Source organism: uncultured Senegalimassilia sp. (assembly GCF_934636665.1).
In the GTDB taxonomy this organism is placed as follows: Bacteria; Actinomycetota; Coriobacteriia; order Coriobacteriales; family Eggerthellaceae; genus Senegalimassilia.
The window spans coordinates 76,610-93,647 of sequence record NZ_CAKUAT010000001.1; the positions used below are offsets into that span (position 1 = coordinate 76,610).

General features: G+C 65.5%; 10 protein-coding genes. 4 read left to right on the top strand and 6 right to left on the bottom strand.

What is annotated here, in order from left to right:
- Positions 1–158 precede the first annotated feature (158 nt).
- The gene (locus tag Q0G75_RS00390) at positions 159–797 is read left to right on the top strand and encodes a TatD family nuclease-associated radical SAM protein (RefSeq protein ID WP_294414512.1); all 639 of its coding nucleotides are present in this window, start codon (positions 159–161) and stop codon (positions 795–797) included.
- A 104-nt stretch (positions 798–901) separates the two neighbouring features.
- On the opposite strand, the gene Q0G75_RS00395 is transcribed toward Q0G75_RS00390, so the two are convergent.
- Both Q0G75_RS00395 and Q0G75_RS00400 read right to left on the bottom strand, forming a co-directional pair.
- Positions 902–2,425 (bottom strand): YARHG domain-containing protein, encoded by a 1,524-nt coding sequence (locus Q0G75_RS00395; protein WP_294414513.1) that lies wholly within the window; start codon positions 2,423–2,425, stop codon positions 902–904.
- Between the two features lie 51 nt (positions 2,426–2,476).
- A complete protein-coding gene (locus tag Q0G75_RS00400) occupies positions 2,477–3,298 on the bottom strand; it encodes a peptidoglycan recognition family protein (protein ID WP_294414515.1) in 822 nt (273 codons plus the stop codon).
- Positions 3,299–3,677: 379 nt separating this feature from the next.
- Here Q0G75_RS00400 and Q0G75_RS00405 point away from each other — a divergent pair, with 379 nt between their 5' ends.
- The 3 genes from Q0G75_RS00405 (at position 3,678) to Q0G75_RS00415 (ending at position 5,553) form a co-directional block, all read left to right on the top strand.
- Complete coding sequence (locus tag Q0G75_RS00405; protein WP_294414517.1) at positions 3,678–3,989, top strand: heavy metal-binding domain-containing protein; 312 nt, start codon at positions 3,678–3,680, stop codon at positions 3,987–3,989.
- 211 nt (positions 3,990–4,200) lie between these two features.
- The gene (locus Q0G75_RS00410; protein WP_294414519.1) at positions 4,201–4,716 is read left to right on the top strand and encodes an NUDIX domain-containing protein; all 516 of its coding nucleotides are present in this window, start codon (positions 4,201–4,203) and stop codon (positions 4,714–4,716) included.
- A 147-nt stretch (positions 4,717–4,863) separates the two neighbouring features.
- Positions 4,864–5,553 (top strand): phosphatase PAP2 family protein, encoded by a 690-nt coding sequence (locus Q0G75_RS00415; protein WP_294414520.1) that lies wholly within the window; start codon positions 4,864–4,866, stop codon positions 5,551–5,553.
- 135 nt (positions 5,554–5,688) lie between these two features.
- Here Q0G75_RS00415 and Q0G75_RS00420 read toward each other — a convergent pair whose 3' ends face one another.
- From Q0G75_RS00420 to nifJ, 4 genes are all read right to left on the bottom strand, one after another.
- On the bottom strand, positions 5,689–6,030 hold the full coding sequence (locus tag Q0G75_RS00420) for an ArsC family transcriptional regulator (protein WP_294414522.1): 342 nt from the start codon (positions 6,028–6,030) through the stop codon (positions 5,689–5,691).
- Between the two features lie 19 nt (positions 6,031–6,049).
- A complete protein-coding gene (locus Q0G75_RS00425; RefSeq protein WP_294414523.1) occupies positions 6,050–9,781 on the bottom strand; it encodes an exodeoxyribonuclease V subunit beta in 3,732 nt (1,243 codons plus the stop codon).
- A gap of 2 nt (positions 9,782–9,783) precedes the next feature.
- A complete protein-coding gene (locus Q0G75_RS00430) occupies positions 9,784–12,774 on the bottom strand; it encodes a PD-(D/E)XK nuclease family protein (protein ID WP_294414524.1) in 2,991 nt (996 codons plus the stop codon).
- A gap of 418 nt (positions 12,775–13,192) precedes the next feature.
- On the bottom strand, positions 13,193–16,726 hold the full coding sequence (nifJ, locus tag Q0G75_RS00435; RefSeq protein ID WP_294414525.1) for a pyruvate:ferredoxin (flavodoxin) oxidoreductase: 3,534 nt from the start codon (positions 16,724–16,726) through the stop codon (positions 13,193–13,195).
- Positions 16,727–17,038 lie beyond the last annotated feature (312 nt).

Sequence of the window (17,038 nt, forward strand, 5' to 3'; positions counted from 1 at the left end):
TGCGGCAGCCGCGAATGCGCAACCTGCGCTAGCATCGCGCACCGCGCACCGGCCGCAAACCCGCACCTTGCAGCAGGCGCACCATTAGGCGTACCCTGAATGAAAACGGGAAGGCGAAGCGCACCCTTCGCCCCCACCCCAAGCGAAAGAAGCTCATCATGGCGAAATCGAAAGCCGAAACCATCGTCTATCCCGTGCACAACGGGCTCTACGTCAACCTGACGAACCGCTGCAGCTGCGCCTGCACCTTCTGCATCCGCCAAACCGCCGACGGCGTGGGCCAGGACGGCGAAGGCGGCGAGAACAACCTGTGGCTCGACCACGAACCCTCCTTCGAAGAGGTCATGGCCGCGTTCGATAAGCAGGACATGAGCCGCTACGAAGAGGTGGTATTCTGCGGTTACGGCGAGCCCACCTGCGCCTTCGACATGCTCAAGCGCGTGGCCGCCGAGGTAAAGCGCCGCTACAACCTGCCCGTGCGCGTGAACACCAACGGCCAGGGCAGCCTGATCTGCGGCCGCGACATCGCGCCGGAGTTCGAGGGCATCGTGGACACGGTCTCCATCAGCCTGAACACACCCAACGCCGACGAGTACGCCGCCATCGTGCGCAGCCGCTTCGGCGACGCGGCGTTCCCGGGCATGCTCGACTTCGCGCGCGAGGTGCGCAAATACGTGCCCAACGTCGTGATGACCACGGTCGAAACCACCATCAGCCACGAGGACGAGGCCGCCTGCCAGCGCATCTGCGACGAGCTTGGCGTGCGCTATCGCATCCGCGCCTGGGTGAACTCGTAGGACCCGGCACGCTCCAAGCAACGGCTCAAACAACAACCCGAACAGCAAGAAGGCCCGCGGCGCGAACCGCGGGCCTTCTTCGTTTCAGGCAATTTCGCGCCAGCCTATTTCGCCGTCTCCAGATACGGGGAATTACGGCTCTGCTCGATTTCGTACATGGTCTGCACGTTCTTCAACTCGTAGTCGTTGAGCTGCGAGGAGGAGATGGCGTCGAACTCCTCGGGCGTGTACGTTTGCGTGTACCAGCGCTTCGTGGCGAAGTAATCGGTCAGGTCCTGGTTCTTGAAGCCGCGACCGTGGCGGGCGAATATCTCGTTGCGCGCAAGATAGAGCTCCCACAGCGACATCTTCTCCAGCTCGGAGCGCGAGTAGTACTTCGAAGCGCTGCTGGGCAGCACGTAATCCTGCGAGCTCACGCTGGTGTCATAGGAGGAGATGCTGGTCACGGGCACATACGTATGCGAGATCTGCCCCGCGAACGGACCCGAGTCCGAGCAGCTCAGCAGGACGGTGCGCGTGGCGGAGGTGCTGCCGGGGCACGTGGAGGTGAACACCACGCGGCACATGGAGCGCTGATCGTCGTAGATGGACTGGTAGATCTGGCGAAGCGCCTGCGCCAGGTCGTCCGACGCCGCATCGTAGTACGTGCCGTTGCAGCTCGACGCCAGCGACTGCAGCGAGCTGCGGTTCACATCGCCGCCCACGCCCACGATGTAGACGGGGATGCCCGTTTGCTGCGACAGCGTGATGACGTCGTTCAAGCTGTAGTGGCTGCTGTTCTCCTCGCCATCGGTGAACGCGATGACCACGCGCGAACCCGATTTCAGGTTCGTGCGCTGCAGCGCCCAGTACAGCGCATCATAGAGCGCCGTCTCGCCGGTAGGCGAAACCGCATCAATAGCGCTGTTGAGAAGCGCCGCGCTCGAGGTGAAGGGCTGACGGTTGTACACGTAATCGTTGAACGAGGTGATCTCTGCCACGTTGCCCTGGGTTTTCACCATCTCGTCGACGAACGAGCTTGCCGCCTTCTTGGCGCTGTCCATCTTGCTGCGCGACCTCATGGATCCGCTCTGGTCGACCACCAGGTTGATGTTCATGGCATCGCCGACGGCAAGCGGGACCACCTGCTCGACCGTTGCCGGATACTGCGAACCGGAAGAATCGGTTTCCGTGACGGTGAACTGCGACGCATCAAGGCCGCCGGGCGTGGAACCCGCCTGGTCGGCGATCTTCGTATACAGGGTGACCTGCGGATACGCGGAATTGTCCACCTGCGACACGAACATCGTCAGCGGGCTTTTCGGCTCCGAGGACGTGGCTGCGGGCTGGCTTGATGCCGCAGGCTGCTGCACCGTCGTCGTCGGCGTCTGAACGTCGTTCGAGTCGGCATCCGAGGAGTCGTCGCCGCCAGGCCACAGGAAATACAACGCCGCAGCTATGGCGACGATGGCCACGACCACCCAAATGGTCGGGATATCGCCGATGGATTTCTTCGAAGAAGCGTTACCGGTCGCAGCAGCGCCCGAAGCGGACGCGTCACCGCCGGACGCCGAGCTTAGAGCCTTGCCGCACGATGAGCAGAACGCATCACCGTCTTTGACCGAGGCTCCGCAATGGGGGCAGAACATGCCAGATCCCTTTCCTTTCAGTTAAGCGCCGCTTGGCGTTGTCGCCGAAAGCTAGCGCGCCGTACCGTCGTGCGTGCGTGCTTCCTGATAGTTCCTCAGATAGCCGGCGAATTCCTCGGACGTATCCGAATTCCCCGTTCGCCATGCTTTGTGGTCGATGATAGCGCTTTCGAACCCGTAATAGGCATCGATATAGGCGATCAAGTCATCAAGCGCCTCAAGCTGGGCCTGCGGATAATCGCCGGAACCGCCCACATGCACCATCTCGATGCCCACCGAATACGAGTTCATGCCGTAATCGGCCATAGCCGAGCCGATGGGAACGGTGCCCAGCTTGTCGTCGCGCGATTCGTCCTCCACGCCGAACTGCGCGTTATGCCCCGTGTCGCCGTATCCCGCATGGTGGACGATGGCGTCGAGCGGCGCGCATTGCGCCACCGTTCCGTCCTTGTTCACGATGAAGTGAGCGGCAACCAGATTGCCATTGCCCGCCCAGTAGCTCACCACCGACGCAGCGTCGTTGTCTCCCTCGGTGTCGTGAAGCACGATGTACTTCTGGCATTCCGCCGGCTTTTGCCCATGCACGAACTGCTCCTGCGACAAGTCGACGATGGAAAGCTTCGCGCGCAGCTCTTCGGCGCTTTGCGTTTGCTTCTGCTGCGCAGCTTCCCCCTCGGAAGGCTGGGACGCCTCCTGCTCGACCGAACCGTCGCGCGGCACGTCGGCCACGTTCTCGAACTGCTCCTGCTCCTGGGCATCAGGCGCCTGCACGCTATCGCCGCCCGATGCGCAACCGCATACGGCGACGGCCGCCAGCGCGCACGCCAGCGCCGCAACGGATATCTTAAACGCGATGGTGTTTCCCTTCGCCATGGTTCCCTCCTTGCCGTGCCGCGAGCTACGACCGATTCCCCTGCAGCAACCTCGCGCACGCGCGGCCGCTAAGCCAGAGCCCGCGCGCCGCGTTCTGCACCGATATGCAACCGCAACACCCGGACCCAATCGCAAGGTTGCCAAACCGTAACTTTTCATTTGGGTTCAAGATACGCTCGCCGCAGTGCCCAGACAAGGCCCCTATCTGGCCAAATGCGCACATAGGCGGCAAACGCCGCGAAGGTCGAAGGCGAACCTAACTGGTCGATGGGAACGCGGGGCCACAGCGCGACCACAGGGCTGCGCTACAATATCAGCAACAACGCGGCACCGCGCATCAGCGAACCGTCGCATCCGCCCCAAATGCAAAGGAGCCCCCATGATCGTCACCTCCGCAGATGTGGTACCCGGCCAAAACGTCCAGATCCTCGGACTGGTGCGCGGCAACATCGTCACCTCGCGCCATATCGGCCGCGACATGATGGCAGGCATGAAGGAGCTGGTGGGCGGCGAGATCAAGTCGTACACCGAGATGACCGATCAGGCGCGCACCGTGGCGGAGGGCCGCATGATCGCCGAGGCCGAGCGTCTCGGCGCCGACGCCGTGGTGGCCATGCGCTTCTCCAGCGGCTCCATCAACCCCGGCACCATCGAGATGCTGGCATACGGCACCGCCGTGAAGTTCGTGTAGCCGCGACACCCTAGCGAGGCTCCGCACGCGCCGCACCGCCCGCATCCTAGCGAGACTCTGCACGCAACGCGCCGCCCATAACCTGGCGAGAGCCCGCATGCGACGCCTCGCCCGCACCTTATCGGGGCCCGTTCACGGTGCCCCGCCAACCCCGCCTCATCCCGACTGCCCGCCCAACCGGCGGGCAGCGCGGCGTCTGGAAGGAATCCCCATGTCAACGCCCGAATTCATCACCAATCTGCGCGCGAAGATCGGCAACGACCCGCTGTGGCTCACCGGCATCACCGCCTACGTGGAGGACGCGCAGGGCCGCATCCTGCTGGGCAAGCGTGCCGATACCGGGCAGTGGGCGCTCATTTACGGCATCGTGGAACCCGCCGAGGAGCCGGCCGACACCTGCGTGCGAGAGGCCCTTGAAGAGACAAGCGTCGACATCGAGCCCGTATGCCTGGTCAGCGTGAAGTCATCGCCGTATATGGTCACCTACGCCAACGGCGACCAATGCCAATACATGGACCTGCTGTTCCTCTGCCGTCCCTGCGAAGACGGCAATGCGCAGCCCCGCGTCGCCGATGACGAAAGCCTGGAAGTGGGCTGGTTTGCCCCGGACGCCCTTCCCCAGCCGCTGGCGACATCCACGCAATCGCGTCTTGAGCTGGTGCAACGTTTCAAGCAAAATGCCGCCCAAGGCAACCCCGCCTGCCTGTTCGCCCACACCTTAGACTAGCCGGACGCGCCCGCCCAGAACTTCGCCCCGTCAATTTTGCTTTCTGCAGAATTCCTCGAAATCGAACGGTCGCCCCCATGCCGCATGAGTTCGGCTTTACCATCTCCTTACCTTCTCTTTACATTCGAAGGCCAGATGGGAGTTTTCATGCACAACCGCACTACCGCGCACGCCTCCGCCATAGCTGCAGGCGTGTTCCTTGCGCTGTTCGCCGCGCTCACGGTTTCGCTCGTGTTCGTAGACCGCCAGCCCATTGCCGGCGACGGCAGCTTGGTGGGCCTTGCCACCTTCAACCTTGACGCGCGCGCCATCCTCGGGCAAAGCGACCTCATGGAGAAGCTGTCCAACGCGCTGCTCATCGTGCCAGCCGCCGGCGCGCTCATGCTCGCCATAGTCGGCTGCAAGCAGCTGATCCGTTCCCGCAGCCGAGGCGGGGTCGACCGCGACCTTTGGCTGCTGTTGGGGATCTACGGCGCCATGCTGGTGCTGTACGTCCTGTTCAACTGCATCTCGCCCAACAACCGCCCCATCCTGGAGGACGGTGTTTGCGAGCCGTCGTTCCCCTCGTCGCACACGCTGCTGGCCGTCACCATGTGCGGCACGGCCATGATCCAGGCCGTGCAACGCATCCGCGAAGGGGGCCTGCGCACTGCAGCCCTGATCATCTGCGCTGCAGGCATGGTGGGCATCGTCGCCGCGCGCGCCATGGCGGGCGTTCACTGGGCCACCGACATCCTTGGCGGCATCCTACTCGGCGCCGCCTTGGTGGCTCTATACCACGCGATAGCGTTCGCAGACTACAGCAAAGCCTCACGCGGAAAGCACGCACGACGCTAACCGCAAATCCGAACAAACCCATGCACATAGCGAAGAAGGGGGGGCTTGGTTGCCGACGATGGCAGCCAAGCCCCCCCCTTCTACATACCGACGATCGATAAATCCCCGGCACCAGCATGCACGGGCGTCGAGAACCTACTCCCAATCCTTCCATACATCAGGCTGATAGCCCACCGTGGCCTTCTTGCCGTTGCGAACCACCGGCTCGCACAGCACCTGCTGGTTGTCGAGCACCTTCTCGAACTTCTGATCAGCCGCCAGATACTGCAGCAAAGCCACGGTATCGGCGTCCTTAGCATCGGGGTTGATCAGCTTGTCAAGACCGCCGACGGCGTTGGCCACCGACTGCAGCTCGCCTTTGCTCATGCCCTTTTCCTTCAGGTCGATGAACTGGAAGCTGATGCGACGCTCCTTGAAGTAGCGCTGGGCCTTCTTCGTGTCGAAGCTTTTCTTCGTGCCGAAAATCTGGATGTTCACGCAAACGTCCCTTCAAATCCTACAGCTGACCGTGCCCATGATACGCCCGCGCAAGGGCGCGGCCCATCTCGTCGGCATCGGCCGCATCAAAACGATACGACACCGTCTGCGGCTGTCCCGGCGCATCGGCGCGGTCCTGCTCGACGCGCACGAACACGCACTCCACCTGCGCATATCCTTCCAACAGCACCGCATACGCATAGCACGTGGCCTGCAGCAGGTGCTTCTCGTGCAGCTGCTCGGCGGTCTCACCAGGCAAGCCGCCGGTCTTGTAATCCACCACCAGCGCACTGCCCGCCGGCTGCCCGCGCGTGCCGGCAGGGGCAACACGCCCCAAAAGGTCGATCTCTCCCTCAAGGTAGGCCGCATCGCAAAGGCCGCCCACGCGGACGAGGAACGGTGCCTCGGCCTGCACGCTTTCGCACGCGCTCACGCGCACCGCTATATCGCTGGCGAACCACCGCTCGAGCGCCGCATCCAATCGATCGCGCTGATCGGCGGAAAGCCCGCACGAACGCTCCAGCGCCTGCTGGCGCGCAGCATCCGGGCGCTCAAGGGCGCAACCCGGCTGCCAAGCCAAGGCCGCCAGCTGCACCAAGCGATGAAACGCCGTTCCCAAGCTCGTCGCTGCATCGGCGTCGCGAGCGCCCAAGGAAGCGCTGACGGCATCGTCGGCCGCATCCTCCACGGAGAAGTCGGCCAACCCGGCGGCGTCTTCGGCAATGGACGAATAGCTGAACATGTTCGCCCGCGCACCCGCATAAGGCCTGCCCCGCTCAGGCTCGTACGGCCTCACCACGGGAAGGGCGATCACGCCCGGCTTGCCGCCATCGAGCGAACCGCCGACCGCTGCCTCGCCGACGCCCTGTCCGCCAACGCCCAATCCACCATCGGTCGCAACGCCATCGAGCAAACCGCCCGCAGCAGCCTCATCAACGCCCGGACCGCCATCAACCCGCAACGCCGCGCCATCCGCAGCATCGCCCGCAACGCCGTCCGCGTCTCCCAGCATCTCTTCGACAACCGCCGGCGTCAGGTGCACGCACTCCACGCGCGCCGGACGCTGCCCGCCGAAGTCGAACATGCTCACGCCCGGCTCGAACACGCAGCCCTCGCCCACCAGCGCCGATTGCACGTCGCCCCAGCAGCTCTTCGACAAGCCGGTGGCGTCCACCTTCGACGACTTGCCGCGCATGGACACCACAAGGGCCTCCTTCGCGCGCGTGAGCGCAACGTAGAGCAAGCGCCGCGACTCAGCCGCCTCGCCGCGCTCCTCGTGCAGCTTGATGGCCGCGCGCCTATCGGCGGGCAGCTGGCTGCGCGAGACCATGGCTGTCAGCTCTTCGTCGTCGAACTCGAAAAACGGCTGATACGACCCGCTCTTGGCCACCAGCGACGAAGTCTTCTCCTTCAAGCGCTCGAGCACATGGCCGCCATCGAGCGACACGTAGGTACGCCCCTCGATCGAGCAGCACTCCAACGCCTGCGACCGCGCCGCATCGTCGCGCAGCTCGGCCACCGCCACGATGGGGAACTCAAGGCCCTTGCTGGCGTGGACGGTCATGATACGCACGAAATCGCCGCCTTCGGCGGACAGCGCGCCCGGCGCCTCCTTTGCAAGCTCCACGCGCAGCGTCAGCTCCTCGGCCACGCCCGCGGGCCCCATGCCGCCGGCCGCCTCGATATCGCGCGCCATGCGGATGGCCTTGTACACGTTCCCCGCGCGCGCCAGCCCCTCGGGACCGACCGCCTCAAGGCGCGCAAGCCACCCGGAATCGGCCACGATGCCCTGCATGATGTCGGCAAGCGCCACGTTTCCCACCTGCTCGGCGGCGCGGCGCATCAGGCTCGCGCACGCCGCAAGCGCCGGGGAGACCGCGCGCCCTGCCGCAACTTTGCGCTCGATATGGCGAAAACCCTGGTCGAACGCCCGTCTGCGAGGAATGCCGCGCTCCTCGTCCATCCCCGTGGACAGCTCCAGCAAATCATCGGCGGACAGGGCGAACAGCTCGCTCGAGAGCACCTCGAACAGCGCCGTGGTCCACTTCGGGTTCGCGATGGCCTGCGCCAGGCGAACCATGAGCGCCACCTCGGACGCCCGGTTGAAAATGGAGCCGCCAGCGACCACGCATGGCAGCCCTTCGGCCCGCAGGGCCTCGGCGTACACGTTCGCGCGGCTCATGCCGCCCAGCAACACCACCATGTCGCCGGGCCTGTGCCCGGCCGCCGCGAACTCGGAGAACGACTTCGCCACGCGCCTTGCCGCCACCGCCGCCGCGTCCGCAGACGACACGCCGCGCGACGGGGCCACGGTCACCTGCACCTGCACGCGAGGCCCGTCCGGCAGAAACGGACGCTTGACCTTGGATTCCGCACGCCCCGGCGCCAGCGACATGAACCCCGCGCCGAACACCTGCGGCTGCTCGAAGATGCAGTCGCACAACGCCAGCACGTCCCCGTGGCTGCGGAAGTTGTCGGGCAGCTCGATGATGCCCTCGGGGTTGCGCGTGCGCACATCCTCCAAATGGCGGCGATACACCGACACGTCCGCGCCACGGAACCGATAGATGCTCTGCTGCGCGTCGCCGACGGTGCACATGCGCGAAAAACCTTCGCCCGCCATGCGCTTGATCATGTCAACCTGCAGCTGATCGGTGTCCTGGAACTCATCCACCATCACCAGCTTGAAGCGGTCGGCGTACGCCGCCTGAATGGCGGGATGATCGCGAAACGCCCGGGAAGCGAACGACAGCAGGTCGTTGTTGTCCAGCAACCCCGCCTCGCGCTTGCGGCGCGCGAACGCGTCCGCAACCGACTTCGCCACATCGATCAGCGTCGCCAGCTGTTCCTGCACCAGCCCGCAACGCGCCTGCGCAGCGATGGCGCAGTACTGTTCTGCCAGCTCAGCGGCCTGTTCGCCATACGGTGTGTTCTTGCCGAAGTTGCGACCGGGAGCGGGGAAGCCGTTCATGGCCGAAAGCACGCGCCGGTACGTCAGCCCGTCGGAGCCGCGCCCGATCAGCTCGCGCGCGCCCTCCAGCGCATCCTGCGTTGCCGCCAGGAACTTGTCGCGCGTGGAACCGGGCTTGACGCCGTCGGCCAGCACGTATGCGGTTTCGGCCGTATCCGCCAGCTGCGCCAGCAGCTTGATCGGGCTTGGCGCCTCGGGGGGTGCCACCACCGACGCCATGCCGTCGGGATGCGCCGATGCCGCCTCCACCAGCTGCCGCACCATCCCCTCCACCGACGCCGTGCGCGGACCCGCCGGATGCACATCGAACGACGCGAACAGCGCATCAAGGCGCTGCGGGGAAACGCCCTCGGCGACCGTGACCAGGTCGTCCCTGCCGCCGAGCACCTCCTCAAGCGATGCGTCCAGAAGCGTCTTCACCGTTGCCTCGTCGGCAACCTTGAACGCAGGATCGAGCCCCAGCTCAAGCGCATGCGCGCGAAGGATGCGCGAGCACATGCCATGGATGGTGGATATCCATGCCTCGTCGGTTTTCAGCGCCTGCTCGGTCATGCCGCCGGCACGCAGCGCGCCCTTTACGCGCGATTTGATCTCACCCGCGGCCTTCGACGTGAAGGTGATGGCCAAAACCTGGTCGATGTCGGTCAAATACCCGCTTTCCAACGCATGCACGATGCGACGCGTCAGCGTGAACGTCTTGCCGCTGCCGGCGCCGGCGCTCACCGCCAACGGCTTGTCCAGCGTGTTGACGCACTTTTCCTGGCCGATGGTCAACGCCATGGCTATCCCCTCCTTTCGGAACACGATGAGACTGGGCACCACTTGCATGCCTCAGGCGTTTCAGGGCGTGGGCGGATGTCGCCGGCCAGCATGCGCTCGAGCGCCGCGGCCACCGCCTCCTCCGTCTCGTCCAGCACGTCGGAAAACGGCCTGTCAGCGCACATGCAATCCTTGTGGCGCATGTTCGGCAGATGAGCGTTCTCGATCACGCGCCCGTCGTAAGCACCCGAGATCATCTTGCGGCGCCCATAGCACACGTACAGCGCGCCCACCGGCTCCAAGCCCAGTGTACGGCGGACCACCTGCGCGTAAATGAGCGCCTGCACCTTGCCCAAACGCCCCTCCTCGCGCACGCCGAGCGCGTACGACCCGGAAATCGAACCCTTGTAGTCGATGATCGCGCATCGTCCTTCGCCGTCCACATCGATGCGGTCGGCCGTACCCAGCAGCTTGTGCCCCGCGTAATCCACCGCGCCGCCGCAAGCCACGTCGTACTCCAGATACTTCGGGGCGAAGGTGGGCAGAAGCTCGGCCTCGAAGTCCAGGTAGTCCATCAGCTTGCGCTCAAGCTCGGCAAGCTCCCGATGCTCCACCTGCGACGTGGGGATCAGGCGGTTCTCCGACTGGCGCAAATGCGGCTGCAGCGCCTTATGGCGCGCAAGCACGTCGGCCATAAGATCGCGCGCCTGAGGGAGCAGCTGCGGCGTGACCTTCGCCTCGCCCAAGTCCTCGGACAGATGCTTATAGAAGCTGTGCAGCGCGTTGTGCGCGAAGTCGCCCATCTCAAGCGGCCCGAACTCCTCGTCCAGGTCATCCAAGCGCAAGCGACGCTGGGCGAACCACTTGTACGGGCATTCCAAATAGCTTTCGATCTGGGAAGGCGAAAGGCACGGCTCGTCAAGCACCTGCCCGCCCTGCAGCACGCGCGGAAGCACCACGAGCGAACGCGCCTCGGGCGACACCGCACCTGTCAACGGAGGCTCGATGCAAGCCGCCAGAGGCGCCGGCGCATCGGACAGCGCATCGTTGGCGCACAACGCATCCTCGCCACGCAGCAGCATCCCGCTCTGCAGATGCTCGGGAAGCGAATACGGGTTGTCGATATCCTCGGTGGCCGTAGGGTCATCCCGATAGCAGTCCACGAACTCCTCCAGCACCACGCAAGGGTACGTGGGGTCGGCGGACGCATCGTTGAGGCAGCGCTCGAGGATCAGCTGGTCGGTTGCAGCGTGCTCCAGCGCGAAGAACGCACGGCGCATACGTGCAAGCGCCGAGTCGGCGCGCTCCACGCCAAGATGCTCGAGCAGCACCCGGGAGGCGTCCTCGGGATCCGCCGCCGGATAGGCGGCACTCGTCAAATCGGCCGCAACGAGAACCCTGCACGACCCGCTTCCCAAAGAAGCCGCCGTGCCCTGATCGGTCACCAGCACATCGGGCGCGCTTAGGGCCGCGCCGTCGCAACCACGCGGGGCCACCATGCGCGAAACGTTGACTTTCAGGCGTTGCACCTGGTCGAACGCAGCATCGGCCCCCAACCCGGCCAGCTTGGCGGCGCCGGCGGCGCGCTGCAACGCGCGCAATGCGGCAAGCTGCTCGGTGCGCCACGCCTCCGAACGGTTCGTCATGCGCCGCACAGCAGCCTCAAGCTCGCCCGCAGCCTGGTCATCCAAGCGCAACGCAAGCCGTTCCATCGCCGCGAACGTCGGATTGCCCCCGCGAAGGCGAGCGCAAAGGTCGGACCGGCCCGCCGTGCGATCGGCGCGCAAGTCGGCATCAAGCTTGAACGCCGCCTTCCTCGTCATCCCCGAAAACGGCGATAGCGCCCAATCGGCCAGGTCCGCGCGATCCCACCGCTCCACATCGGTTGCGGCGATATCCCCGTATCCTTCGATATGCGAAACGCCGCCAGCCTCCCCCGAATCAAGGAAACGGCGAAGCGAGCAGATGGCCCTACCGAACGCGGTATCCGCGAAGCGGCGCTGCCCGCGCAGCGCCACCGCATGGCCCTGGCGAACGAGCGCCGGCGCCACGCGCCCGAACAGCGCCGCCGGGTCCTTCGCCGCAACTACCATGGCAGCAGCCTGCGTGCCAGCCGACCGCCCATCCCAACAGCCATCGGAGCCGCCGAAAGCGTCCTCATCGCCGGAAGCGACATCAGCGCCGGCAGGCGGGACGGCCGCCGAGGCAACCGCCGAAGCCGACGCTGCCGCCGAAGCCGACGCTGCCGCCGAAGCCGACGCTGCCGCCACCCCTCGATTCGCACCCGCGTCAAGGGCATCGCGCACGATATCAGCCAGCAGCGCCGGCCACGCGTACTGCCCCGAAGGGAACGCGAAGCGAACCCGCACGCCCTTAGGCGCGCGAACGGGGCCCTGGCTTCCCGAAGCGGTGCGGATCTCCACATCCATCCACGGACAAGCGGAGAAAAACGCTTCCTGACCAGGGGTAAAAGGAGCAGCATCTTCCAGCAGCACGCGCAGCGGGCGCTGCGGCAAAAGCTCGGGAAGCAAAGCCAAAGCCTGCCCCGGTTCGATCATCCCCAGTTGCGCCAACCGATCAAGGTATCCCCCGATCATCCGCAGCACCGGCACTTCCGCGCAGGTCACCCCCTCAAGCGCGCCAGCGCCCGCCGGCACGCCCTGCTGCGCATCCCGCACCGCCGCATCGAAGGCAGGCAGGCCGGCGCCGGCGGCAACGCAAGCTGCCGCGACGCGATCGAGCCCGAGAGCCCCCGCTTCGCCGGCACCGGCCGATGCGCGCGCGCCATCGACAGGCCGCTCACACGCAGCGCGCAGCAACGCCTCGCGCTCAAGGCGCGAGGCGAACGCCCTGCCGTCGCCGTACAGCTCCCAAAGATCGCGCACCCAAGCGCCAAACGCGGCAACCGTCACGCCCATAAGCGAGTAGCCGCTATCTGCGGCCCGTTTCCTATACGCCACCGCCCGATCGGCATCCGGCAGCAGCACCACATCATATGCAATAGAAGTATCCATGCCCGTCATTCTAGCGCACCCCCTTAGCGCCTTCGGTCCCATACATGGGACTTACCCGAAGTTTCGCCGATCGCCCCGGCCGCAGCTCGCCGCTGCGCCACCCCATCTTTATCCCGAGCAGAACCGTCGAACGCCCAACGCAGCCTTCATTCGCCGAAGCGCTGCGGACGCCCACGTTCAGCGCAACCATCGCTTACGGAAACGCAGCCAAGGTCCACCCCAACGCCATCGCCGCCTTCCCCATCGACGCGGCTCCGCCCGCGCTGCCGCCCCCGCACGCAAGAAGGCCGGCCGCCCTTTCGGACGACCGGCCTTCCGAAACCGATCTATCGCACGATCGAAAGCCTCAGCGCAACCCCGATACCTCGCAGCAAAGCTCTTGCCAGCGGAACCGCAACGCTGCGCTCAGCCGACGGATTTATTCGCCGTCGTACATGGCCTTCAGGCGCACCAAGTGATCGTAACGCTCGATGGCGGCCTTCTCGTTGCGCTCGAACAGCTCGCCGGCGCGCTCCGGGAACTCGCGGGTCAGGCGGCTGTAGCGGGCCTCGTTCATGAGGAACTCCTGGTAACCGCCCGCGGGCTCCTTGCAGTCCAGCGTGAACTTCTTGCCGGCTTCAGCTGCCGGGTTGAAGCGGAACAGGTTCCAGTAACCGCAGTCCACGGCCTTCTTCATCTCGGTCTGGCAGTTGCTCATGCCGCCCTTGATGGAGTGCATCTCGCACGGGGAGTACGCGATGATGATGGACGGGCCGTGATATGCCTCAGCCTCGGTGATGGCCTTGAGCGTCTGAGCCGGCTTGGCGCCCATGGCCACCTGGGCTACGTACACGTAGCCGTACGCCATGGCAATCTCGGCGAGGGACTTCTTCTTGACGTCCTTGCCGGCGGCGGCGAACTGCGCCACCTGGCCGATGTTGGATGCCTTGGAAGCCTGGCCGCCGGTGTTGGAGTAGACCTCGGTGTCGAACACGAAGATGTTCACGTCCTCGCCGGATGCCAGCACGTGGTCGAGTCCGCCGTAACCGATGTCGTAGGCCCAACCGTCGCCGCCGAAGATCCAGACGGACTTCTTGGCCAGGTACTCCTTGTGGTCCAGGATGCGCTGCGCGGCCTCGGCTGCGGCGCCTTCGCCGGCGGCAACCTCGGGCAGAGCGGCGATCAGGGCGTCGGCGGTCTGACGGCTGGCGGCCTTGTCGCCGCGGGCGTCAAGCCAAGCCTGCGCGGCCTCGGCGGCGGCGCCGGCCTCCACCAGGATGGCGGCGTCGGCGGCGAGCATGCCGTTGACGGCCTCATAGCCCAGCTTCATGCCCATGCCGTGCTCGGCGTTGTCCTCGAACAGGCTGTTGGACCATGCGGGGCCGTGACCCTGCTTGTTGACCGTGTACGGGCTGGTGGCAGCCGGACCGCCCCAGATAGAAGAGCAGCCGGTGGCGTTGGAGATGTACATATGGTCGCCGTAGAGCTGGGTGATCAGGCGGGCGTAAGCCGTCTGGGCGCAGCCGGCGCAGGCGCCGGAGAACTCGAGCAGGGGCTGCTTGAACTGGCTGTCGCGCAGCGTGGTGCCCTCGATCTCGGGCTTGTCGGCGATCTTGTTCACGCAGTACTCGAACACGTCCTGCTGAGCCATCTCGTCCTCGACGCCGACCATGGTCAGCGCGTCGGCCGGGCAGGCCTTGACGCACACGCCGCAGCCCATGCAGTCCAGCGGGCTGATGGCCAGCGTGTACTTCAGCTCCTTATGCTTGCCCTTCATGGGCAGCACGGCCATGGCCTCGGGGCCGGCAGCGGCCTCCTCGTCGGTCAGGCCGAAGGGGCGGATGCAGGCATGCGGGCACACGAACGAGCAGCTGTTGCACTCGGTGCACTTCTCGGCATCCCACTTGGCAACGGACACGGACACGCCGCGCTTCTCGTAGGCGGCAGCGCCCTGCTCGAACTGGCCGTCGGCATGGTCGACGAACACGGAGACCGGCAGGGAGTCGCCCGCCATGCGGCCGACGGGCTCCATGATCTCGCGGACCTGCTTGACCAGCTCGGGACGGCCCTCAAGCTGCTCGACCTCGGCGTTATCCTCGGCATCGGCCCAGGCAGCGGGCACGTCGATCTTCACGAACGCCGTGGCGCCCGCGTCGATGGCGCGATGGTTCATGTCCACGACTTCCTGGCCCTTCTTCAGGTAGGAGCGCGTGGCGGCGTCCTTCATGTAGCGCACGGCGTCCTCGGCCGGCAGGATGTTCGCCAGCGTGAAGAAGGCGGACTGCAGGATGGTGTTGGTGCGCTTGCCCATGCCGATCTGGCGGGCCAGGTCGATGGCGTTGATGGTGTACAGCTGCACGTCGTTGGCGGCGATGTAGCGCTTGGCCTCGGCGGACAGGTGCCCCTCAAGCTCCTCGGGCGTCCACTGGCAGTTGATCATGAACGTGCCGCCGGGCTTGACGTCCTTGACGATCGGGAAGTTCTTCGTGATGTAGCTGGGGTTGTGGCACGCCACGAAGTCGGCCTTGTTGATGTAGTAGCTGCTGCGGATGGGCGAATCGCCGAAACGCAGGTGGCTGATCGTCACGCCGCCGGTCTTCTTCGAGTCGTACTGGAAGTAGGCCTGCACGTACTTGTCGGTGTGGTCGCCGATGATCTTGACGGAGTTCTTGTTCGCGCCGACGGTGCCGTCGCCGCCCAGACCCCAGAACTTGCACTCGATGGTGCCGGCGGCTGCGGTGTTGGGAGCGGACGCATCCTCAGGCAGGGACAGCCCGGTGACGTCGTCGACGATGCCGATGGTGAACTCGCCGCGCGGCTCGTCCTTGGCCAGCTCGGTGAAGATGGCGAACACGGACGCGGGCGGCGTGTCCTTGCTGCCCAGGCCGTAACGGCCGCCGGAGACCTTGATGCCCTCGCGGCCCTCGACCATGAGCGCGTTGACGACGTCCAGGTACAGCGGGTCGCGGGCGCCGGGCTCCTTGGTGCGGTCGAGCACGGCCAGCTTCTTGCAGGTTGCCGGCAGCGCCTCGGAGAACTTCGCGGTGACGAACGGACGGTACAGGCGCACCTTGACCAGGCCCACCTTCTCGCCCTGGGCGGTCAGGTAGTCGATGACCTCCTCGGCCACGTCGCAGATGCTGCCCATGGCCACGATCACGCGCTCGGCGTCGGGAGCGCCGTAGTAGTTGAACAGCTTGTAGTCGGTGCCCAGCTTGGCGTTGACCTTATCCATATACTCTTCCACCACGGCCGGCAGCGCGTCGTAGATGCCGTTGCACGCCTCGCGGTTCTGGAAGAAGATGTCGCCGTTCTCATGGCTGCCGCGCATGCGCGGACGCTCGGGGTTGAGCGCATGGTCGCGGAATTCCTTCACGGCCTCGAAATCGCACATGTCGGCCAGGTCGGCGTAATCCCACACGGCCACCTTCTGCACCTCATGGGAGGTACGGAAGCCGTCGAAGAAGTTCAGGAACGGCACGCGGCCCTTGATGGCGGCCAGGTGCGCGACGGCGGACAGGTCCATGACCTCCTGGACGTTGCCCTCGGCGAGCATGGCGAAGCCGGTCTGGCGGCAGGCCATGACGTCGGAGTGGTCGCCGAAGATGTTGAGCGCGTGCGTGGAAACGGTACGGGCCGAGACGTGGAACACGCTCGGCAGCTGCTCGGCTGCGATCTTGTACATGTTGGGAATCATGAGCAGCAGGCCTTGGGAAGCCGTGTAGGTGGTGGTCAGGGCACCGGCGGCCAGCGAGCCGTGCACGGCACCGGCGGCGCCGCCCTCGGACTGCATCTCGCACACCTTCACCTTCGTGCCGAAGATGTTCTCCCTACCGGCTGCCGACCACTGGTCGACCAGGTCGGCCATGGGGCTGGAAGGGGTGATGGGATAGATACCGGCAACCTCCGTGAACGCATACGAGACATGCGCTGCGGCGGTGTTGCCGTCCATGGACTTGAATTCTCTCGTCATTTCTTCTCCTAAGGCTATCCCCGATCGGCGCGATCGGAAACATCGTCTGGCCGTACAATGCGCCTATATTAGCAGCCTCGGCACGCCGAAACCCCACGGATTAACTCTGAGCAGGCGTGGGGCGGATGCTCTCGGCAAGCGGTCTCGAGCAGACGGGGCCCTCCCGCTCGCCGGGACCGGCGCGCTTGCCGCTCACCCCGCCACGGCAACCGCCCACCGCCGGCAAGCCCTCCCGAGGACCTTCCCGAAACGCCCAGCGCACGAGGGGGTTCCCCCGTAACGCCTGGGTAAAACCTTTACCCCTTCTTTATT